14 protein-coding genes are annotated in these 17020 nt (G+C 59.0%); 10 read left to right on the top strand and 4 right to left on the bottom strand.

What is annotated here, in order from left to right; all coding sequences use genetic code 11:
* The first annotated feature begins 11 nt into the window (after positions 1–11).
* The 7 genes from BCM02_RS17295 (at position 12) to BCM02_RS17265 (ending at position 10718) form a co-directional block, all read left to right on the top strand.
* Complete coding sequence (locus BCM02_RS17295) at positions 12–1121, top strand: rhamnogalacturonan acetylesterase (protein ID WP_148930368.1); 1110 nt, start codon at positions 12–14, stop codon at positions 1119–1121.
* Between the two features lie 113 nt (positions 1122–1234).
* Positions 1235–3577, top strand: coding sequence for an alpha/beta hydrolase (locus BCM02_RS17290; protein WP_148930367.1), 2343 nt, complete (start codon positions 1235–1237; stop codon positions 3575–3577).
* A gap of 410 nt (positions 3578–3987) precedes the next feature.
* On the top strand, positions 3988–6411 hold the full coding sequence (locus BCM02_RS17285; protein WP_187434266.1) for a chemotaxis protein CheW: 2424 nt from the start codon (positions 3988–3990) through the stop codon (positions 6409–6411).
* A gap of 32 nt (positions 6412–6443) precedes the next feature.
* The gene (locus tag BCM02_RS17280) at positions 6444–6938 is read left to right on the top strand and encodes a chemotaxis protein CheW (RefSeq protein ID WP_246183420.1); all 495 of its coding nucleotides are present in this window, start codon (positions 6444–6446) and stop codon (positions 6936–6938) included.
* 40 nt (positions 6939–6978) lie between these two features.
* Positions 6979–8805, top strand: a complete 1827-nt coding sequence (locus BCM02_RS17275) for a methyl-accepting chemotaxis protein (protein ID WP_148930365.1) — start codon at positions 6979–6981, stop codon at positions 8803–8805.
* A 12-nt stretch (positions 8806–8817) separates the two neighbouring features.
* Positions 8818–9633, top strand: coding sequence for a CheR family methyltransferase (locus BCM02_RS17270; RefSeq protein ID WP_148930364.1), 816 nt, complete (start codon positions 8818–8820; stop codon positions 9631–9633).
* On the top strand, positions 9630–10718 hold the full coding sequence (locus BCM02_RS17265) for a protein-glutamate methylesterase/protein-glutamine glutaminase (protein WP_148930363.1): 1089 nt from the start codon (positions 9630–9632) through the stop codon (positions 10716–10718). The genes BCM02_RS17270 and BCM02_RS17265 overlap by 4 nt, the downstream gene beginning before the upstream one ends.
* A gap of 64 nt (positions 10719–10782) precedes the next feature.
* Here BCM02_RS17265 and BCM02_RS17260 read toward each other — a convergent pair whose 3' ends face one another.
* On the bottom strand, positions 10783–11790 hold the full coding sequence (locus tag BCM02_RS17260) for a LacI family DNA-binding transcriptional regulator (protein ID WP_342791315.1): 1008 nt from the start codon (positions 11788–11790) through the stop codon (positions 10783–10785).
* A 255-nt stretch (positions 11791–12045) separates the two neighbouring features.
* Here BCM02_RS17260 and BCM02_RS17255 point away from each other — a divergent pair, with 255 nt between their 5' ends.
* Genes BCM02_RS17255 through BCM02_RS17245 form a run of 3 tightly spaced genes read left to right on the top strand, consistent with a single transcriptional unit; the run spans position 12046 to position 14372 of the window.
* Complete coding sequence (locus BCM02_RS17255; protein WP_148930362.1) at positions 12046–12387, top strand: UxaA family hydrolase; 342 nt, start codon at positions 12046–12048, stop codon at positions 12385–12387.
* Entirely contained in the window at positions 12377–13540 is a 1164-nt protein-coding gene (locus BCM02_RS17250) for a UxaA family hydrolase (RefSeq protein ID WP_148930361.1), read from the top strand. The genes BCM02_RS17255 and BCM02_RS17250 overlap by 11 nt, the downstream gene beginning before the upstream one ends.
* 37 nt (positions 13541–13577) lie before the next feature.
* The gene (locus BCM02_RS17245) at positions 13578–14372 is read left to right on the top strand and encodes an SDR family NAD(P)-dependent oxidoreductase (protein ID WP_148930360.1); all 795 of its coding nucleotides are present in this window, start codon (positions 13578–13580) and stop codon (positions 14370–14372) included.
* A 14-nt stretch (positions 14373–14386) separates the two neighbouring features.
* On the opposite strand, the gene BCM02_RS17240 is transcribed toward BCM02_RS17245, so the two are convergent.
* From BCM02_RS17240 to BCM02_RS17230, 3 genes are read right to left on the bottom strand one after another with little or no spacing between them, the layout of a single operon-like run.
* Complete coding sequence (locus BCM02_RS17240; RefSeq protein ID WP_148930359.1) at positions 14387–15520, bottom strand: GerAB/ArcD/ProY family transporter; 1134 nt, start codon at positions 15518–15520, stop codon at positions 14387–14389.
* A gap of 6 nt (positions 15521–15526) precedes the next feature.
* The gene (locus BCM02_RS17235) at positions 15527–15754 is read right to left on the bottom strand and encodes a hypothetical protein (RefSeq protein ID WP_148930358.1); all 228 of its coding nucleotides are present in this window, start codon (positions 15752–15754) and stop codon (positions 15527–15529) included.
* 31 nt (positions 15755–15785) lie between these two features.
* Positions 15786–17009: a Ger(x)C family spore germination protein gene (locus tag BCM02_RS17230; protein WP_148930357.1), complete on the bottom strand. Its 1224-nt coding sequence runs from the start codon at positions 17007–17009 to the stop codon at positions 15786–15788.
* Positions 17010–17020: the final 11 nt, after the last annotated feature.

The raw sequence follows: 17020 nt of genomic DNA, 5'->3' as shown, positions 1-17020 counted from the left end.
GAACGGAATCCATGAGCAAGAAGAGGCTGAATTTTGATTTTGGCATCGGCGAACCAGAGTCCGGTTATATTAAAGTCGACGCTAGCGCGGCTTACGCCCCGGCAACGGGCTGGGGCTTCGAGCACGCCGATGGCGTCAGCGCGCGCGATCGGTACGAAGGCGGGCCGTTATGCCGCGATTTCTGCATCCCGTACGAAGCGGCATTTCGGGTCGATCTGGCGAACGGAACGTACGTCGTATCGTTCGTCATGGGCGATGCGCTCCACGAAACGTCGACGACGGTGAAATACGGCATGGGCCGCGTGCTGTTCCGGCAGGCGCGCGCGGCCGCGGGCGAATTCGCGCGCGTCTCCGCTGCGGTGAAAGTGGAAGACGGCGTCTTGCGGTTGGCGTTCTCGGGCTTGGCCCCGCGCATTAACGCGCTGACGATCGCGCCGTCGGAAGAGGTGTTCACCCTTTATTTGGCCGGCGACTCGACGGTGGCGGATCAGCCTCCAGAGGGGGATCCGTATGCGGGCTGGGGACAGATGCTGCCGATGTTCTTCAAGGGGGACGCGGCCGTCGCCAATCACGCCGCTTCGGGACGCAGCTCCCGAAGTTTTATCCTCGAAGGGCGGCTGGATGCGCTGCTGGAGGAGGCGCGGGCGAACGATCTGCTGCTGATCCAGTTCGGCCATAACGATCAGAAATACGACGAAACGAGACGGACCGAGCCTTTTACGTCGTACAAAGATCATTTGCGCATCTATATAGAGCGGGCGAAAGAAAAGGGAATGACCCCGATTTTAATCACCTCGGCGCACCGCCGGTATTTCGAGTCCGACGGCACGCTCGTTGATACGCACGGCGATTATCTTGTCGCCGTGAAGGAGCTTGCGGAGGAAGAAGGCGTCCGCTTGATCGATTTGGCGGCCAAGAGCAAGCGGCTGTACGAGGAGCTCGGCGAAGAGGCATCCAAATCGCTTTTCATGTGGGGCGCGCCGGGAGAATTCATTCATTTTCCCGGTGGCATTGAAGACAACACGCACTTTCAAGCGTCGGGAGCGATTCGAATCGCGGAGCTGGTCGCCGAAGGACTTCGGGAGCTGCGTGTTCCCCAACTGCTCGTCGCGTTTCGTTAAGCCCGCCATATTTTTGAGATGCCAAGCGAAGGCGCGAGCGCTTATAATGTAAGGATGACAAGCAATATTGACGTTCATCCCACTTCGCTTGTCGCCAAGGAGTGACGGGCCTTATGAATCTTCCGCTGGAGGAGCTCCCGATGTCCCAGCCTCGTCCGCGCCGGCTTCGCCGATTTGGGCGGTGGCTGCTTAATCGGGCGCTTCATACTTTTCAATATGATACGTTGTTTTGGAGGCGGTCGCTGCTCGGGCTATGGGGCGCCTACGCCGCCGCTCTGATCGTGACGGCTTTCGGCATGACGACCGGATTTGGCACGATGGCCGATATGCTGATCGCCCTGTTTCTTGGTATTCTGGCGATGACGCTGGCTTCGGCCGCTTCGGCTTTTGTGCTGACGCTCGCTTATGTGCCGTTACCTCGGCTTTTCGTATCGGGCTTCATTTATACAGGCGCCGCGATCGCATTCATCCTGTACCATGCGGACATGGGCATGTTCGTCTCGCTGATGTGCGGCGTCATCGCTTCCGCGGCGGGGATGGCGGCTGGCCTGCTGTTCGCGACAATGGCGAGCGAATCGTTCACGTGGAGAGTCAAGGCAATCACGCTCGGTTCGGTCATCGTGCTGACAGCGGCGCTAATCGCGTGGCAGCAGGAAGGCTTTCGTCCGGATTTGGCCGGGAATGCCGACAGGGCTGATTCGGCCGCCGATTCCGCCGACGCGGACGGGGCAACCGCCGATTCCGCATGGGTTGACAGCTCGGCGCCCTTGCCGCTGGCGTTGGATAATCCGGCAACGCCGGGAGATTACCGCGTGAAGACCTTTACCTATGGCAGCGGTACGGACCGCAACCGCGCGGAATATCGGTCGGGGGCGGACCTCATCACCGAGACTGTCGATGCATCCGGGTATATTAAGAAGTGGCCGGGCATTCGCGAATGGTTCTGGGGCTTCGACCAGACGTCGCTGCCGGTGAACGGACGGGTGTGGATGCCGGAGGGAGAAGGCCGATTCCCGCTCGTGCTGATCGTGCACGGCAACCATCTCGCCGAGCAATTCTCCGACGGGGGGTATGCTTATCTGGGCGAGCTGTTGGCCAGCCGAGGGTTCATCACGATATCGGTCGACGAGAACTTCCTGAACTACTCGGTCTGGGGCGGCATTCCGAATCAAGATTTCAAAGTTCGCGCTTGGATGCTGCTCAAGCATCTTCAACAGATCGGCGCGTTCAGCAAGCAGATCGGCAATCCGTTCGCGGGTCACGTCGATTTGGGTCAAGTGGTGCTGATGGGGCATTCCCGCGGCGGACAAGCCGCGCCGATGGCGGCGGATTGGACGCGCTGGTTCAAGGACGACAAGACGCTCGCGGACTTGGGCGAATACCGCATCCAGTCCGTCGTGGCGATCGCGCCGACCGACAAAGCGATCGACAAATCATCGGCCGTGCTCAAGGACGTCAATTACTTGACGATTCAAGGCGCGCTGGATGGGGACGTCAACGACTTCTATGGCGACCGCCAATATGGGCGGGTGTCCTTCTCGAACACGGCAGCGGCCGGCTTCCGGTTCAAATCGTCGATCTATATCGGCGAGGCGAACCATAGCCGGTTCAACACCGATTGGGGCGCGATGGACGACAGCTTGCCCGGCGGGCTGTTTCTCGACCGTTCCGGGATGATGGAAGCGGACGATCAGCGCGAAATCGCCAAAGTGTACATTTCCGCTTTCCTTGAAGCCACGATTCACGGCAAGGACGAGTACCGGCCGCTGTTTCAGGATTATCGCTACGGCAGTGCCTGGCTGCCCCAATCGACGTATTTCAATCGCTACGAGAGCAGCTCATTCGTACCGGCCGGGACCTTCGACGAAGACCGCGACAAGACGAAGTTGCTCCGTCAGAACTCGGCCGAGGCGCAGGGATTGAGATGGACGGAGGAGGAAGCAAAGGACCGCCAGCGGCACAATCGCGGCACGCGCGGCGTCGTGCTCGAGTGGGACGAGGGGCGCGGAGGCTCGTATACGGTGACCTTCTCGGACGACTTCCGTCGCCAATTGGCCGCCTCGCGCAGTCTCGATTCTTTCGTCTTCTCGTTTACTAATCTGGAGCGCGATCTGAGGCAAGAGGACGAGACGGTCATTGTGCCGCTGCCGGATATCGAGGTGGAGCTGACGCACCGGGGCGGCGCCGGCGTGACGCGGCCATTATCGGCCTTCATGCCCGTGCTGCAGCCGGTTCGATCGACGTTTACGATCGCCTCTTGGATGGAGGAGCGGATTAAGGACGAGAAGTATAAAGAAGAGACGGAGCCGGTCTTTCAATCGTATCGGCTGCCGCTCTCGTCGTTCGAGGTGAACAGCGTATCCTACGCGGCATCCGAGCTGGCGTCGGTGACGTTCCGGTTCCAAGGCGGGCCGGGCAAGGTGATGTTGGACGATATCGGGTTCGATGCGCAATAACGAGGACGACCGGCTGCAGCCAAGATTGCGGCCGGTTTTTTTGTTGATTGAATCTTGTGGAAAAAGTAAAGCGTGTCCGCGAGGCGGACGAAAGCGAAGGTCAGCACGATGGCCGGCTATGTGCTCGAAGGGACAGGTTTTCGCCCCAAGGCAAGCCGTCTCGAACGAAGCTCGAACAAGAGCCAGTCCGAAGGACTAGCGGGTTCTCCCTCGAAAGGACACATCGAAGATGGCCGCGAACCGAGTCACGCTTATTAGCGGAGTCCAGAGGGGCGCTAACCCCTCTGGTTCCCCTCGGCGGAGGGGGAAGGGGGAGCGACATATATTTACCAGCCGAATAACCTAACATGGTGTTGATTAAATACCGATCTTATCTCTATGAACGCTTACGAAATTGCGAGGCGATAGGATTGACGAACCCATTCATCACAGAGCAAATGGTCGAAATGTTCATCTACGAGACCACGCAAAATATTGAAATGCTGGAGCAAACGATCGTCCATTGCGAGACGGAAGGCTTCGACCCGGCAGCGGTGAACGAAATCTTGCGCAATATGCATACGATCAAAGGCTCGTCGGCGATGATGTGCTACACCAACGTCGCCACGCTTTCTCACTCGCTTGAGGATCTGTTCTTCTTCCTGCGGGAGCAAAAGCCGACGGAAGTCGATTATACGCTGCTGTCGGACATGGTGCTCGAGGGCATCGATTTCATCAAAGTGGAGCTGCACAAAATCAAATCGGGCGATCAGCCGGACGGCGAAGCCCATGCGCTGATCGGTTCGATACAACAGTTCCTCGCGCAGTTGAAAGAGGCGAATAACGCGGCCGCTCCCGTCTCGAAGGCTTCATCCGCAGGCAACCCGGTTGCCGCAAGCAAGCCGGCTGCAATGCCACCTCACGCTCCGTCTGCGGCAGCAATGCCGTCTATGACGGCCGAGCCGGCGATTTGGGATGATGGCGGAATGATCGGCTACGAGGCGGTGCTTCATTTTATCGAAGGCTGCGAAATGGAGAATGTCCGGGCGTTCGGCGTCGTGCACGCGCTGCAGCAGCACGTCGCAGGCTTAACCTGCTTCCCGGCGGACTATTTGGAGAATGAAGAAAGCATTCGGCTCATTAGGGAACAGGGTTTCATTATGCGGTTCCAATCCGCCGAATCGTACGAGAAGCTGCATGCGCTGCTGGAGGATACGCTGTTCCTGAAGAGCGTTCGTCTGACGATACCGGGTCAGTCGCAGCGGAGCGAATTCCGCGCGCATATCCGCTTCCAGGCCGATTGCGAGATGGAGAATATCCGGGCGTTCGGCATCGTCCACGCGATGAAAGACCAGGCGAGGAACATCGTATGCGATCCGGCGGATTATCTGGAGAACGAAGCCGCAGCGGAGCTGATTCGAGCCGAAGGGTTCACGATGCGCTTCCGAAGCGACGTTCCGTACGCCCGCTTTCGTCAGATTTTGGACGAGACGCTGTTCCTCAGCCATTATGAATTGCACATGATCGGAGATCCGGCCGCTTCATCGGATACCCAAGCAACGAATCAAGAAATGCCGGTTCAGGCGAATGCGGCTTCGGCGGCATCGGTTCCCTTACCGGCGCCGGAGAAGAAGAACAAGCCGGCGAAGAAGGAGCATGGGGAAGGCGGCGCGGCCGGACACGGCGGCCAGAGTCTGATTAGCGTCAATGTGGACAAGCTCGACCGATTAATGGATCTGGTCGGCGAGATGGTCATCGCCGAGGCGATGGTGACCCAGAACCCGGACTTGCACGGACTGCAGCTGGACCGGTTCCATAAAGCGTCGCAATTGCTGCACAAAATTACGAGCGAGCTCCAAGACGTCGTCATGTCGATCCGGATGGTGCCGCTGACGGCCACCTTCCAAAAGATGCACCGCATCGTGCGCGATATGTGCAAGAACCTCGGCAAGGAAGTGCAGCTGAAGCTGGTCGGCGAAGAGACGGAGGTCGACAAGAACGTCATTCAACATATTTCGGACCCGCTGATGCACCTGATCCGCAATTCGGTCGATCACGGCATCGAGCTGCCGGAAGACCGGTCGGCGGCCGGCAAGGCGCGCGCGGGAACCGTGACGCTGGAAGCGCGTAATTCGGGCGGCGACGTGTACGTGTTTATCAAGGACGACGGCAAAGGGCTGTCGAAAGAGAAGCTGCTCGAGAAAGCCAGGAAGAACGGCCTGTTGACGAAGCCGGAGCATGAGATGACGGACAAAGAAATTTTCGGTCTCATTTTCTTGCCGGGTTTCTCCACGAAGGAGAATATTTCGGAATACAGCGGCCGCGGCGTCGGCATGGACGTGGTGTCGCAGAACATCAGCGCGATCGGCGGCACGATCTCCGTGGACAGCGCGGAGGGCGCGGGCACGACGATCACGCTGAAGATTCCGCTCACACTAGCTATCATCGATGGCATGACAATTCGGGTTGGCTCCTCACGATATACGATTCCGACGGTCTCGATCGTCGAATCGTTCCGTCCAAGGGAAGCGGATATCATCCGCGACCCGGACGACCGCGAGATGATTATGGTTCGCGGGCAGTGTTACCCGATCCTGCGGCTGCATGAACGCTACGGCGTGAAGCCGGATACGACGCTGTTCTCGGAAGGTATTCTGATTATGGTCGAGCATGACGGCAGGTCGTTCTGTCTGTTCGCCGACGAATTGCTCGGCCAGCAGCAGGTCGTCGTCAAGGCGCTGCCGGACTATATTAAGCGTATGCGCAATATTCAAGGCTTGGCGGGCTGCACGCTGCTAGGAGACGGAAGTATTAGTCTCATTCTCGATCCGGGCGCATTGTCCGCATCCGGATAAAGGGAGAAGCCATCAAGGAGGGAGACGAACGAATGATGGAACAAGACCATATGCAACATGAGTTTGAAGAAGACACTCAGCGAGGCAAGTATTTGACGTTCAAGCTTGTTAATGAACATTACGGCATCGAAATCAAATATGTGATCGAAATTATCGGTCTCCAGCCGATTACGATCGTGCCGGAGCTGCCCGACTATATGCAAGGCATTATCAATTTGCGCGGCAAGATCATTCCCGTCATGGATGTGCGCCTTCGCTTCAAGAAGCCGTTCCGCGAATACAACGACCGCACATGCGTCGTCGTCGTCGATATCGACGACATCACGATCGGGCTGATCGTGGACAGCGTCTCCGAGGTGTTGGAGATTCCGGAAACTGAGATCGTGAGTCCCACGGAGTTAAACAAAGGCTATAGCAGCAAATATATCAAGGGCATCGGTAAGTCCGGCGGCGACGTGAAGCTCATTCTCGACTGCGCCACGCTCATGCAAGAGCAAGACATGGGCAGCTTGTCCATGAACGTCTAATCAATCCCATCATCCAGATCGACATCTTAGGAGGATTACGATGAATTTGACTATTAAAAATCGGCTGCTCGCCAGCTTTGGCTTCATGCTGGCCCTTCTCATCGCCGTTGGCATCTATTCCACGATGTCGCTTAGCAACGTTAATGACCAGTCCTCTATAATCAGCGATATTTGGCTGCCCGGCGTGAAAGAAGCCAATGCGATGAACACCATGACATCCGACTACCGTATTTTGGAATTTCAGCATGTGATCGCGACGAACAAGCAAGAGATGGCCGAGCTGGATAAAGCCATCGCGCAAAAGAAGAACGAAATTAATGCCATATTGGGTTCTTACGAAAAAACGATCATCGAGGATATCGACGCCAAAAACTTCCAAGCCGTCAAAAGCGAATGGGACAGCTATCTGGGCATTAGCGGCGAAGTGTTGTCGCTTAGCCGTCAGCTGCAAACCAACCAAGCCTTGCTTCGCATGAACGGTGATTCGGCGGATACGTTCAACAGCGTCTCCGATAAGCTGCTCGAGCTGGTCAAGTACAACGAGACCAATGCGCTGAAAGCAAACGAGCTCGGCGATAAAGAGTATGCGAATACGCGTCTGATCTTTATCATCGTCATTACGATCGCCGTTATCATCGGACTCGCGCTCAGCATCGTGATCATTAACAGCATCGTGCGTCCGCTTCGTTCCTTGACGCACGCGGCCGACAAGCTGGCGGTTGGCGACGTTAGCGTCAACGTCCGCGCGACGACGAAGGATGAAGTCGGCCAGCTGATGGCCGCGTTCGAGAACATGATCGCCAACATCCGCGAACAAGCCCAAGCGGCCGAGCGTATCGCGGCCGGCGACTTGACCGTGAACATCAATGTCCGTTCGGAGCAGGATCTGCTCGGACGCAAGCTCCAGGAATTGGTCGACAATATGAACGATGTCATGTCGAATATGAATTCTTCGGCGGAGCAGGTCGCTTCCGGCTCCGGCCAAGTATCGGCCTCCAGCGTCGCGCTGTCGCAGGGCGCAACCGAGCAGGCAAGCGCCGTCGAAGAGCTGTCCGCATCGCTCGAAGAGATCTCGTCCCAGACGAACCTGAACGCGCAGAACGCGGGCCATGCGAACGAGCTGGCGGAGACGTTGAAGGCGAACGCGATTAACGGCAACCGACAAATGGGCGAGATGCTGAGCGCAATGGAGCAGATCAACGACGCGTCGGCCAACATTTCCAAAATCATTAAAGTGATCGACGAGATCGCGTTCCAAACGAATATTCTCGCGCTCAACGCAGCGGTAGAGGCGGCACGCGCCGGCCAGCATGGCAAAGGTTTCGCGGTCGTGGCGGAGGAGGTCCGCAACCTGGCTGCCCGTTCCGCGGGCGCGGCGAAAGAGACGACGGACATGATCGAAGGCTCGATCAAGAAAGCCGAGATCGGGACGAAGATCGCACGCGATACGGCGGCCGAGTTGGTACAGATCGTAAGCGGCATCGAGCGGGTGGCTACGCTTGTCGGGGATATCGCGATTTCTTCCAACGAGCAGGCATCCGGCATTTCTCAGATCAACCAAGGCATTATGCAGGTTTCGCAAGTCGTGCAGACGAACTCGGCTACGAGCGAAGAAAGCGCGGCGGCGAGCGAGGAACTCTCGAGCCAAGCTTCGATGCTCAAGGAGATGGTCGGCCGCTTCACGCTGAAGCATAGCCAGCGCCAATATGGCGGCAAGTTCGACGAGTTCAGCCCGGCCGTGCTGCGTATGCTGGAATCTATGGGCGAGAAGCGCGCGAAAACCGCTCCGGCGGCGCGCGACCATCAAGACGGCGGTTCCGCCTGGAACAACATCGCCTTGTCCGATAACGAATTCGGCAAGTATTAAGAGGGGCGCGCCATGGTTGCCATTACGGACAAAGAGTTCAAGCAGCTGAGCGAATACGTCAAACAGCATTTCGGCATTCACTTGAAGGAAGAGAAGCGGCCGCTCGTCATCGGCCGGCTGCAGCAGGTGCTGTCGGAGAAGCGGCTCGCTTCCTTTACCGAGTTCATGAACGATGTCGTGAGCGACCGTACGGGCCGCGCAGCCAAGCTGTTGGTCGACAAAATCACAACGAATCACACGTTTTTCATGCGCGAGGTGGATCACTTCCAGCATTTCAAGAACGAGGTGCTTCCTTATTTGGCGCAGACGGTCAAGGACAAAGACCTGCGCATCTGGAGCGCCGGATGTTCATCGGGCGAAGAGCCGTATACGCTGGCCATGATGATGGATGAATTTTTCGGCGCGGAGAAATCGGGTTGGAACACGAAGCTGCTGGCCACGGACATTTCCGGACGCGTGCTGGAGAAGGCGCAGCAGGGCATTTACAGCACGGAGTCGGTGCAGGCGATCCCGCCGGCATGGCGCAGCCGTTATTTTCAGCAGATTGATCCCCACCAGACGATGGTCAAGCCGGAGATTCAGCGCGAAATTATTTTTCGTAAATTCAATCTCATGGAGCCGACGTTTCCGTTCAAGCGGAAGTTTCACGTTATCTTCTGCCGGAACGTCATGATTTATTTCGACGGTCCGACCAAGAACGCGCTGATTAACAAATACTACGAGATGACCGAGCCGGGCGGCTATCTCTACATCGGACATTCCGAATCGCTGGATCGGGATTCGACGCGGTATCAATATGTTAAGCCGGCGGTGTACCGGAAGTTATGATCGATTGGAATACGGAACAAGCAGGATCGTGGAGAAAGGAGCGCGAATCGCTCGTGACGCGCAAAATCAGAGTGCTAGTAGTCGATGATTCGCTCATGTTCCGCGAGGTGATGGCGCGCGCGTTATCCGCCGACGACGCCATCGAGATCGTGGGGACGGCGGGAGACCCGTTCGATGCCAGGGATAAATTAATAGCGCTTCGGCCGGATGTCATGACATGCGACGTCGAGATGCCGAAGATGAACGGCATCGAATTTCTGCGCAGACTGCTGCCCCAAGTGCCACTTCCGGTCGTCGTCGTCAGCGGCGCGAACGATGCAGTCGGCGAAGCGATGATGGTGGGCGCGGTGGATTTCGTGCGGAAGCCGGATCCGCATTCCCCCAAGAGCGTGGAGAGTTTCCTGCGGACGTTGGCCGCCACGATCAAATCGGCGGCGCAGGCGAAGATCGTGCCGGGCAACGCGTCCCGACAGACGACGCCGCTTCCGCACGAGGCGGCAACCGCGGCCGAGACGCATTCAGGGCGGAAGCTGATCGCCATCGGCGCGTCCACCGGCGGGACGGAGGCGATCTTCAGCGTGTTGAAGCAGCTGCCGGACACGATCCCCGGCATCGTCATCGTCCAGCATATCCCTGCCGGCTTCTCCCGGATGTTCGCGGAGCGGCTGAATCAGACGACCGGGTTCGAGGTGAAGGAAGCGCAGAGCGGCGACGAGGTTATATCGGGCCGCGTGCTGATCGCGCCGGGCGACCGGCACATGCGCGTGAAGAAGTCTGGAAACGGGTATCGCGTCGAGTGCTTCGAGGGCGAGAAGGTGAACGGACACTGCCCGTCCGTGGACGTCTTGTTCGATTCGGTAGCCAAGTTGTGCGCGCCGGAGAGCGTCGGCGTGATTCTGACCGGCATGGGCTACGACGGAGCCAAAGGATTGCTCGCGATGCGCCGGAAAGGCGCGCGCACGGTCGGCCAGAACGAGCAGTCGTCGGTCGTATACGGCATGCCGCGCGTGGCCTTCGAGCTGGGCGCGGTCGAGAAACAGAGCTCGCTGGAATACATCCCGCAAGCGATCTTGAAGATGCTGTAAGAGGCAACATGGAAAGCCCCGCGTACGATCTCGGTGAACGAGACGTCCGCGGGGCTTTTTGGCATTACGTCCCGCCGCTCGAGCGCCGTAAGTGCACCGTCGGCGGCAGCACGACGCGCCGCCAGTCTTCCGCCGCTTTGCCTTGAATCCGGTCGACGAGCAGACGGATGCCGAGGACGCCGAAGTCGTAGGCCGGCTGGGCGGCGACGGTCATGAACGGATCGAGGACGAACCCGGCCTCCAGCTCGTCGAAGCAGACGACCGCGACGTCCTCGGGGACGCGCAGGCCTTGATCCCGCAGCGCGCGAATCGCGCCGAGCGCCAGGAAGTTATTGGCGGCGAACAGCGCGGTCGGCGGCTCCGGCAGCGCCATCAGCCGCTTGACGTGCCGCGCGATCTCGCCGGCGCGATAGTGGCTTTCGGCCACGTACTCTTCGCGATACGGCAGCCCGCTCAATTGCAGCGTCTCTTCGTAGCCGGCTTGCCTCGCTCTCGCCGTCGAGACGCCGCGCGATCCGCCGAGCAGCGCGATTCGCGCATGACCTTGCTCGATCAGATGCGAGGTCAGCCGCTTCGCGCCTTCCTTGCTGTCGCCAAGCACCATGTCGCATTCGATGCCCGGCACCTCGCGGTCGATCAGCACGAAGGGAAGATTCTGCTTCCGCAGCCGCTTCAAGTTGGGCAGCGACGCATCGCCGGCCGGCGCGAATAGCACGCCGTCCACGCGCGCGGACAAGACGGTATCGATATACTCCTTCTCCTTGGCCAATTCTTCGTCGCTGTTGGCGAGCAGCAGCCGGTACCCGAGCTCGCGGGCGGCGTCCTCCGCGCCCCGGGCAAGCGACGTATAGAACGGATTCGTGATATCGGTGATGAGCAGCGACAGAATACGCGACTCTTGTTTGACGAGGCTGCGCGCCATCGCGTTCGGCACGTAGTTCATTTCTTTCATAATATCCAGCACGCGCTGTCGCGTCTCGTCGCTGATCCGGCCCGTGTTATTGATAACGCGCGAGACGGTCATGGCCGAGCAGCCGGCTTGCTTCGCAATATCGTAGATCGTCACCATCATGTTGCCTAAACTCCCGTTCCATAACGAATTTTCATTGAAATACAGTAATTAATAAGTTTCACCTTTATTCATAATCCTGTATTTCTCCGGAATGAAACGTGCCTTGCTGCAAGACGGCATCAGCCATTTCACCTTGTTTTCACTATAACGGAAATGGTGCTTGACAGCAATCGCAGGCGCTGTTAGTTTAGAGTTATCGATAACCCAATAATAACGCTTTCTAACTTTCACTTCGAGCAGAGAGGATGGTGCCGCATGGCACATGCGATTCAACCGGGCGCGGACGCGCTGGTCGTCGATCCGAAGGACGACGTCGCGACGGCGCTGCGGGATTTGGCCGCAGGCGAGAGCGTGCAGTATCGAAGCGGGGAGGCGCTCGAGCATGTGACGGCGCTTGCCGCGATCCCGTTCGGACACAAGATCGCGATCCGGGATATCGCATCCGGGCAGCCGGTGCGCAAGTATGGGGAGATCATCGGCCAGACGACCGAGCCGGTCAAGGCGGGCGAACATGTCCACGTCCACAACGTGGAAGGCATCCGCGGCCGCGGCGATCAAGCGGGAAGCGCAAAGGAGACGAATACGCATGCAAACTGAACTGCTTGGCTATTTGCGCCCGGACGGCGACTACGGCATCCGCAATCATCTGCTCATCATTCCGACGGTTATTTGCGCCAATCAAGTCTGTACGCGCATTACGCAGCTCGTCCCCGATACCGTCGCGATTCCGCATCAGCACGGCTGCAGCCAGATCGGCGCGGACAAGGACCGCACGTTCGCGACGCTGTCGGGTACGGGACGCAATCCGAACGTAGGCGCGGTGCTCATCGTAAGCCTTGGCTGCGAGGTCGTCGACCCTTACGCATTGGCGGAAGATATCAGGCGTACCGGCAAACGGGCCGAGGTCATCGACATTCAAGAGGTTGGCGGCTCGATCAAAGCGATTCAGCGCGGCGGTGAGCTCGCTCGGGAGATGCGCGCGGAGCTCAACCTGCTGAAGCCTGAACCGATTCCGGCCTCGAAGCTGCGCATCGGCGTCAAGTGCGGCGGTTCGGACGCGACAAGCGGCATGGCGTCCAATCCGGCTCTTGGCGCGGCGTCCGACATGCTGATCGACCAGGGCGGCACGGTCATCATCAGCGAGACGACGGAGATCATCGGAGCGGAGCATGTCCTCGCCGCGCGTTGCGCGACCCCGGAGGTGGCGGATCAACTCTACGCGTTCGTCGCGCGCTTCGAGCGGGAAGTCGAGCGGATGGGCGCGGATATGCGGGGCGGCAATCCGAGCCCGGGCAACATCGCGGGCGGCCTTACGACGATCGAAGAGAAGTCGCTTGGCTGCATTAGCAAATGCGGGACGTCGCCGATGATGGGCGCCTTCGAATACGCCGAGGCGATTCCCGGCACGGGCCTCTATTTCATGGATTCGCCGGGCAACGACATCGAATGCGTCTCCGGCATGGCGGCGAGCGGCGTGCATCTCGTCTGCTTCACGACGGGGCGGGGGACGCCGACCGGTGCGGCGGTCGTGCCGGTCATTAAGATAACGGGCAATAAAGCGATGTATCAGCGGATGACGGACAACATGGACGTGGACGTCAGCGATATATTGGACGGGACGACAGGCGTAGGGCTCGCCGGCGAACGGATCTGGCAGGAGATTGCCGCGGTCGCATCGGGCAAGCTGACGAAAGCCGAGATTCTCGGACACCAGGAATTCAGTATTAACCGGATCGGACCGAGCCTGTAGCCGAAGGCTGCATGGTCATATGGAAGGGGAACGGAAGATGGCAAGATTACAAGGTAAAATCGCGCTGGTCACCGGAGGGAGCCGGGGCATCGGCGAAGCGATCGTCATCCGGCTGGCGGAAGAAGGGGCTCACGTGGCCGTCAATTTCACGTCGGACTCGAGCCGTTCCAAAGCCGAAGCGGTCGCGGAACAAGCGCGCGCTCTAGGCGTGAACGCCATCGTCGTTCAGGCGGACGTAGGCAGCAAGGAACAGGTGGAGCGCATGTTCGCCGAAGTGGAGCATCGGTTCGGTCCCGTCGAAATTCTGGTGAACAACGCCGGGATCGCGCCGTTCGAGCCGTTCATGAAAGTGACGGAGGAGACGTGGGACCGCACCTTCAACACGAACGTGAAGTCGATCTTCATGTGTTCGCAGCGGGCGGCTGCGTCGATGATCGAGCGCCGCGCGGGCAAAATCGTCAACGTGCTCTCGACGGCGAGTCTGGTCGTGACCAGCCCGGTTATCCCGCATTATCAGTCTTCGAAGGCGGCCGCGCATATGCTGACGAAAGGCATGGCGATCGAGCTCGGCAAATTCGGCATCAACATCAATGCGGTCGGACCGAGCACGGTCGATACCGACATGTGCACCGATTTCCTCGCGGATCCGGAGCTGCGGCGCAAGGAAGTGGAGGCCAATCCGATGAAACGGCTTGGCACCGCGCGTCAGATCGGCGACGCGGTCGTCTTCCTCGCCTCGGATGAAGCGATGCAGATTAACGGCCATTTGCTCATGGTCGACGGCGGGTTGACGGTCAAGGCCGCCCAGCCCGACGATCATATGGAACGCTAGACTTCGACTCGCCGCTACGACGGAGACGTTTGCGCCTCTGGCTCCTCTTGGGAGCCGGAGGCTTTTTTGCGTTTACGCACGGCCGCGACGGCCGCGATCAGCAGCACCGGACCGACGCCGCAGACGATGCCCCACACCATATGCGTCGTTGTCAACAGGTACACCCAATGCGCTTCTCCTTCATGCAGCGCGGTGTAGGACAATACCGCCATGAGGAAAGCCAGCGGATAAATGAGCATCGTGTCCTCCTTGCGCCCGAGCAGGTGGATGCACGTCTGATGCGCGACGAAGAGGATGATCGTCGCTTTCATGAAAGCGGCGGCGATCACGCAGTAAGCCATGAGCGCTTCGATGCGCTGGAAGACGTCCGTGATCTCGACCGTCCGGGCAACCTCGTAGAGCGAGTATTTGCGGTCGCCGGCTACCGGTCCGAACACGAGCAGCGCGACGATCGTGGAGAGCATCAGGCAGATTGTGCTGCCTGCGATGGCGACGCTCATTTTGCGGCCGAGCTTCTTGTCCGGATTGCCGATGAACGGCAGGAGCATCCCGAACAGCGACATCTCCGCGAAAGGCAGACCAAACGTGAAGATAGATCCGTGGATAATCGGCCTAATACCGCTTGGTATAATCGGCAGCATGTGCGCGAAGTCGAAATTGGAGGTCGAGAAGAATGCGACGACGACGGTGAACGCGACGACGCTGCCCATGAGCAGCGGGAACAGTCCCGCGAATTTGTCGATGCCGGTGCGCACGGTAATCGCCGCCACGGCGAACAAAGGAAATATGAACCAGTAGGATTCCGTGTTGCGCATCATGGAGCTGCGCATGAACATCGCGACGTCGAGGATGACGGCAGCTCCGATATGCAGCTGGTAATACAAGTAGGCCGCGCCCAGCGCCATCGTTACGGGCAAGCCGAGCGCCTCCTGCCCGCACTGGATCAGACTCTTCCCGGGATAGCGCCGGTTCAGCCACAGGAGGAGGAAGAGCAGCGGCATGCCGGCCAGCGCGCCGGCCATAAGCGAGATCCAGGCGCCTCCGCCGGCGAAACTAATCAGCGGGGCAGGCAAGTTAACGATGGCCGAGCTGGTCAAAAAGATAAATAGCAGCCAGACGGCCTGATTCGATGTGATATAGACGGGCATCCGCTCTCACCCCTTCCAGCCCAGAGATTGAATGACGGCCAGCCCGATTCGGCCGAACAGCGCGGCGGCCAAATCGTAGAAGCCGGGTAAATGGAGCCAACGGAACGTCAGCGCGGCGTGATAGAGCGTGATGGCCAGCAAGATGACGTAGGCGGCTTTGATTCGCGTGGGCCTCGGGCCTTCCCGGCGTCCGTCGCGAAAATCGAGCAGCAGCATAACGGCAAGCCAGGTCAAGACGATGACGATCAGGATAGCGCATCACTCCCTAGTTGTCCGGATGATCCAAGAACGGTTTGCCGCCGGATGTACCGTGCGAGGCGAACAGGACGTCGACTTCGAAGGTGACGTTCAGCTTTGCGAAGCGCTCCGGCCAATCCTTCTCCCATGCCCGCCATAGCGCCGGATGCCGTTGATAGATCGCGTTGCCGATGCCGAGCGCGTCCGCTTGCGAGCGCTGCAGATGCCGGAAGGCGCTCTCCGCGTGCGCTTTAATTCGCTCTGCGACACACTCGCTCAATTCCTTCTCGTGCGTGGACGTAGTAATGTGGCTGCAGGCTAGGCCGAGCGCCGCCGCGTCGGCATGCATGCGGTACGCGACGTCCGCCGTATCGCCTTTGATGTTTATTTTCTTCGCGGTATGGAACTGCAGCAGTTCGACCGACTCGGTTCCTTTCCCCTGCTCGTCTCCCCCGGCCGATCCGCACGGGATCTCGACGACGCCGCCGTGATAGACGTCGTTCAGCATCAACAATCCTTCCGTCTCGGTGCCCGTGAGCTTATCGGTCATGCGGCCATCTCGGATGATCGCGATGCCGGCCATGCTTGGCTTTGTTGTCCCGCTCTCCGAACTTTGCGTCAAATAAGGCACCATGGCGCTGGCGGAGGCGCTGCGAAGCTGGATGGCCAGTTTGAGCAGGCTAGCGTGCACGGACTTGCCGCTATATTTCGCGGCGACGCGTTCGTTCAAATAATATTGCTGGCTGACCGTGTTTTCGATTAACGGCGCGACTTCCAGATAGGGCCCGGCTTTGCCTCGCGTAATGATAACGCTGCAGGTTAGCCTGGGCTCGTTATCCCGGTAGAATATATCGAGCAGCTCGGACATCATGCCTTCGCGGGCGAGTTTCTCGCTGATAAGGATCGAGCGGAGATGGCTAAATTGGGCTTTGCGCCCGATATGGACCGTCAAATCCCGGATCGCTTCCATCACGGTGCTGCCGCTCGTTTTCACGTTGATATAAGGCCGCCCCGTCTTGCCTTTCGCCGCTACCGATTGCGACGGCTTGTAAATCTGGAGCGTCAGCAGCAGCTTGCCGTCTTCGCCGCGGTCGAACGCCATGCCCATGACGAACGCTCGCTCGGTCAGTTCGGCCTGGTCGCCGCAGCCGGCGGCGAGGAGCGGCAATGCGCCGATCAACGCGAAGGTCAAGAGTCGGCGCAGCGTATGGAAGGGGGAGCGGCTATTGAATCGTCCCAAGCGAGTGTTCATGAAGTTCACAT

Origin of the sequence: Paenibacillus methanolicus (assembly GCF_008124765.1) — a bacterium.
In the GTDB taxonomy this organism is placed as follows: Bacteria; Bacillota; Bacilli; order Paenibacillales; family Paenibacillaceae; genus Paenibacillus_Z; species Paenibacillus_Z methanolicus.
The sequence above is the reverse complement of the archived record's forward strand: the minus strand, read 5'-3'. Positions and strand labels throughout refer to the sequence as shown.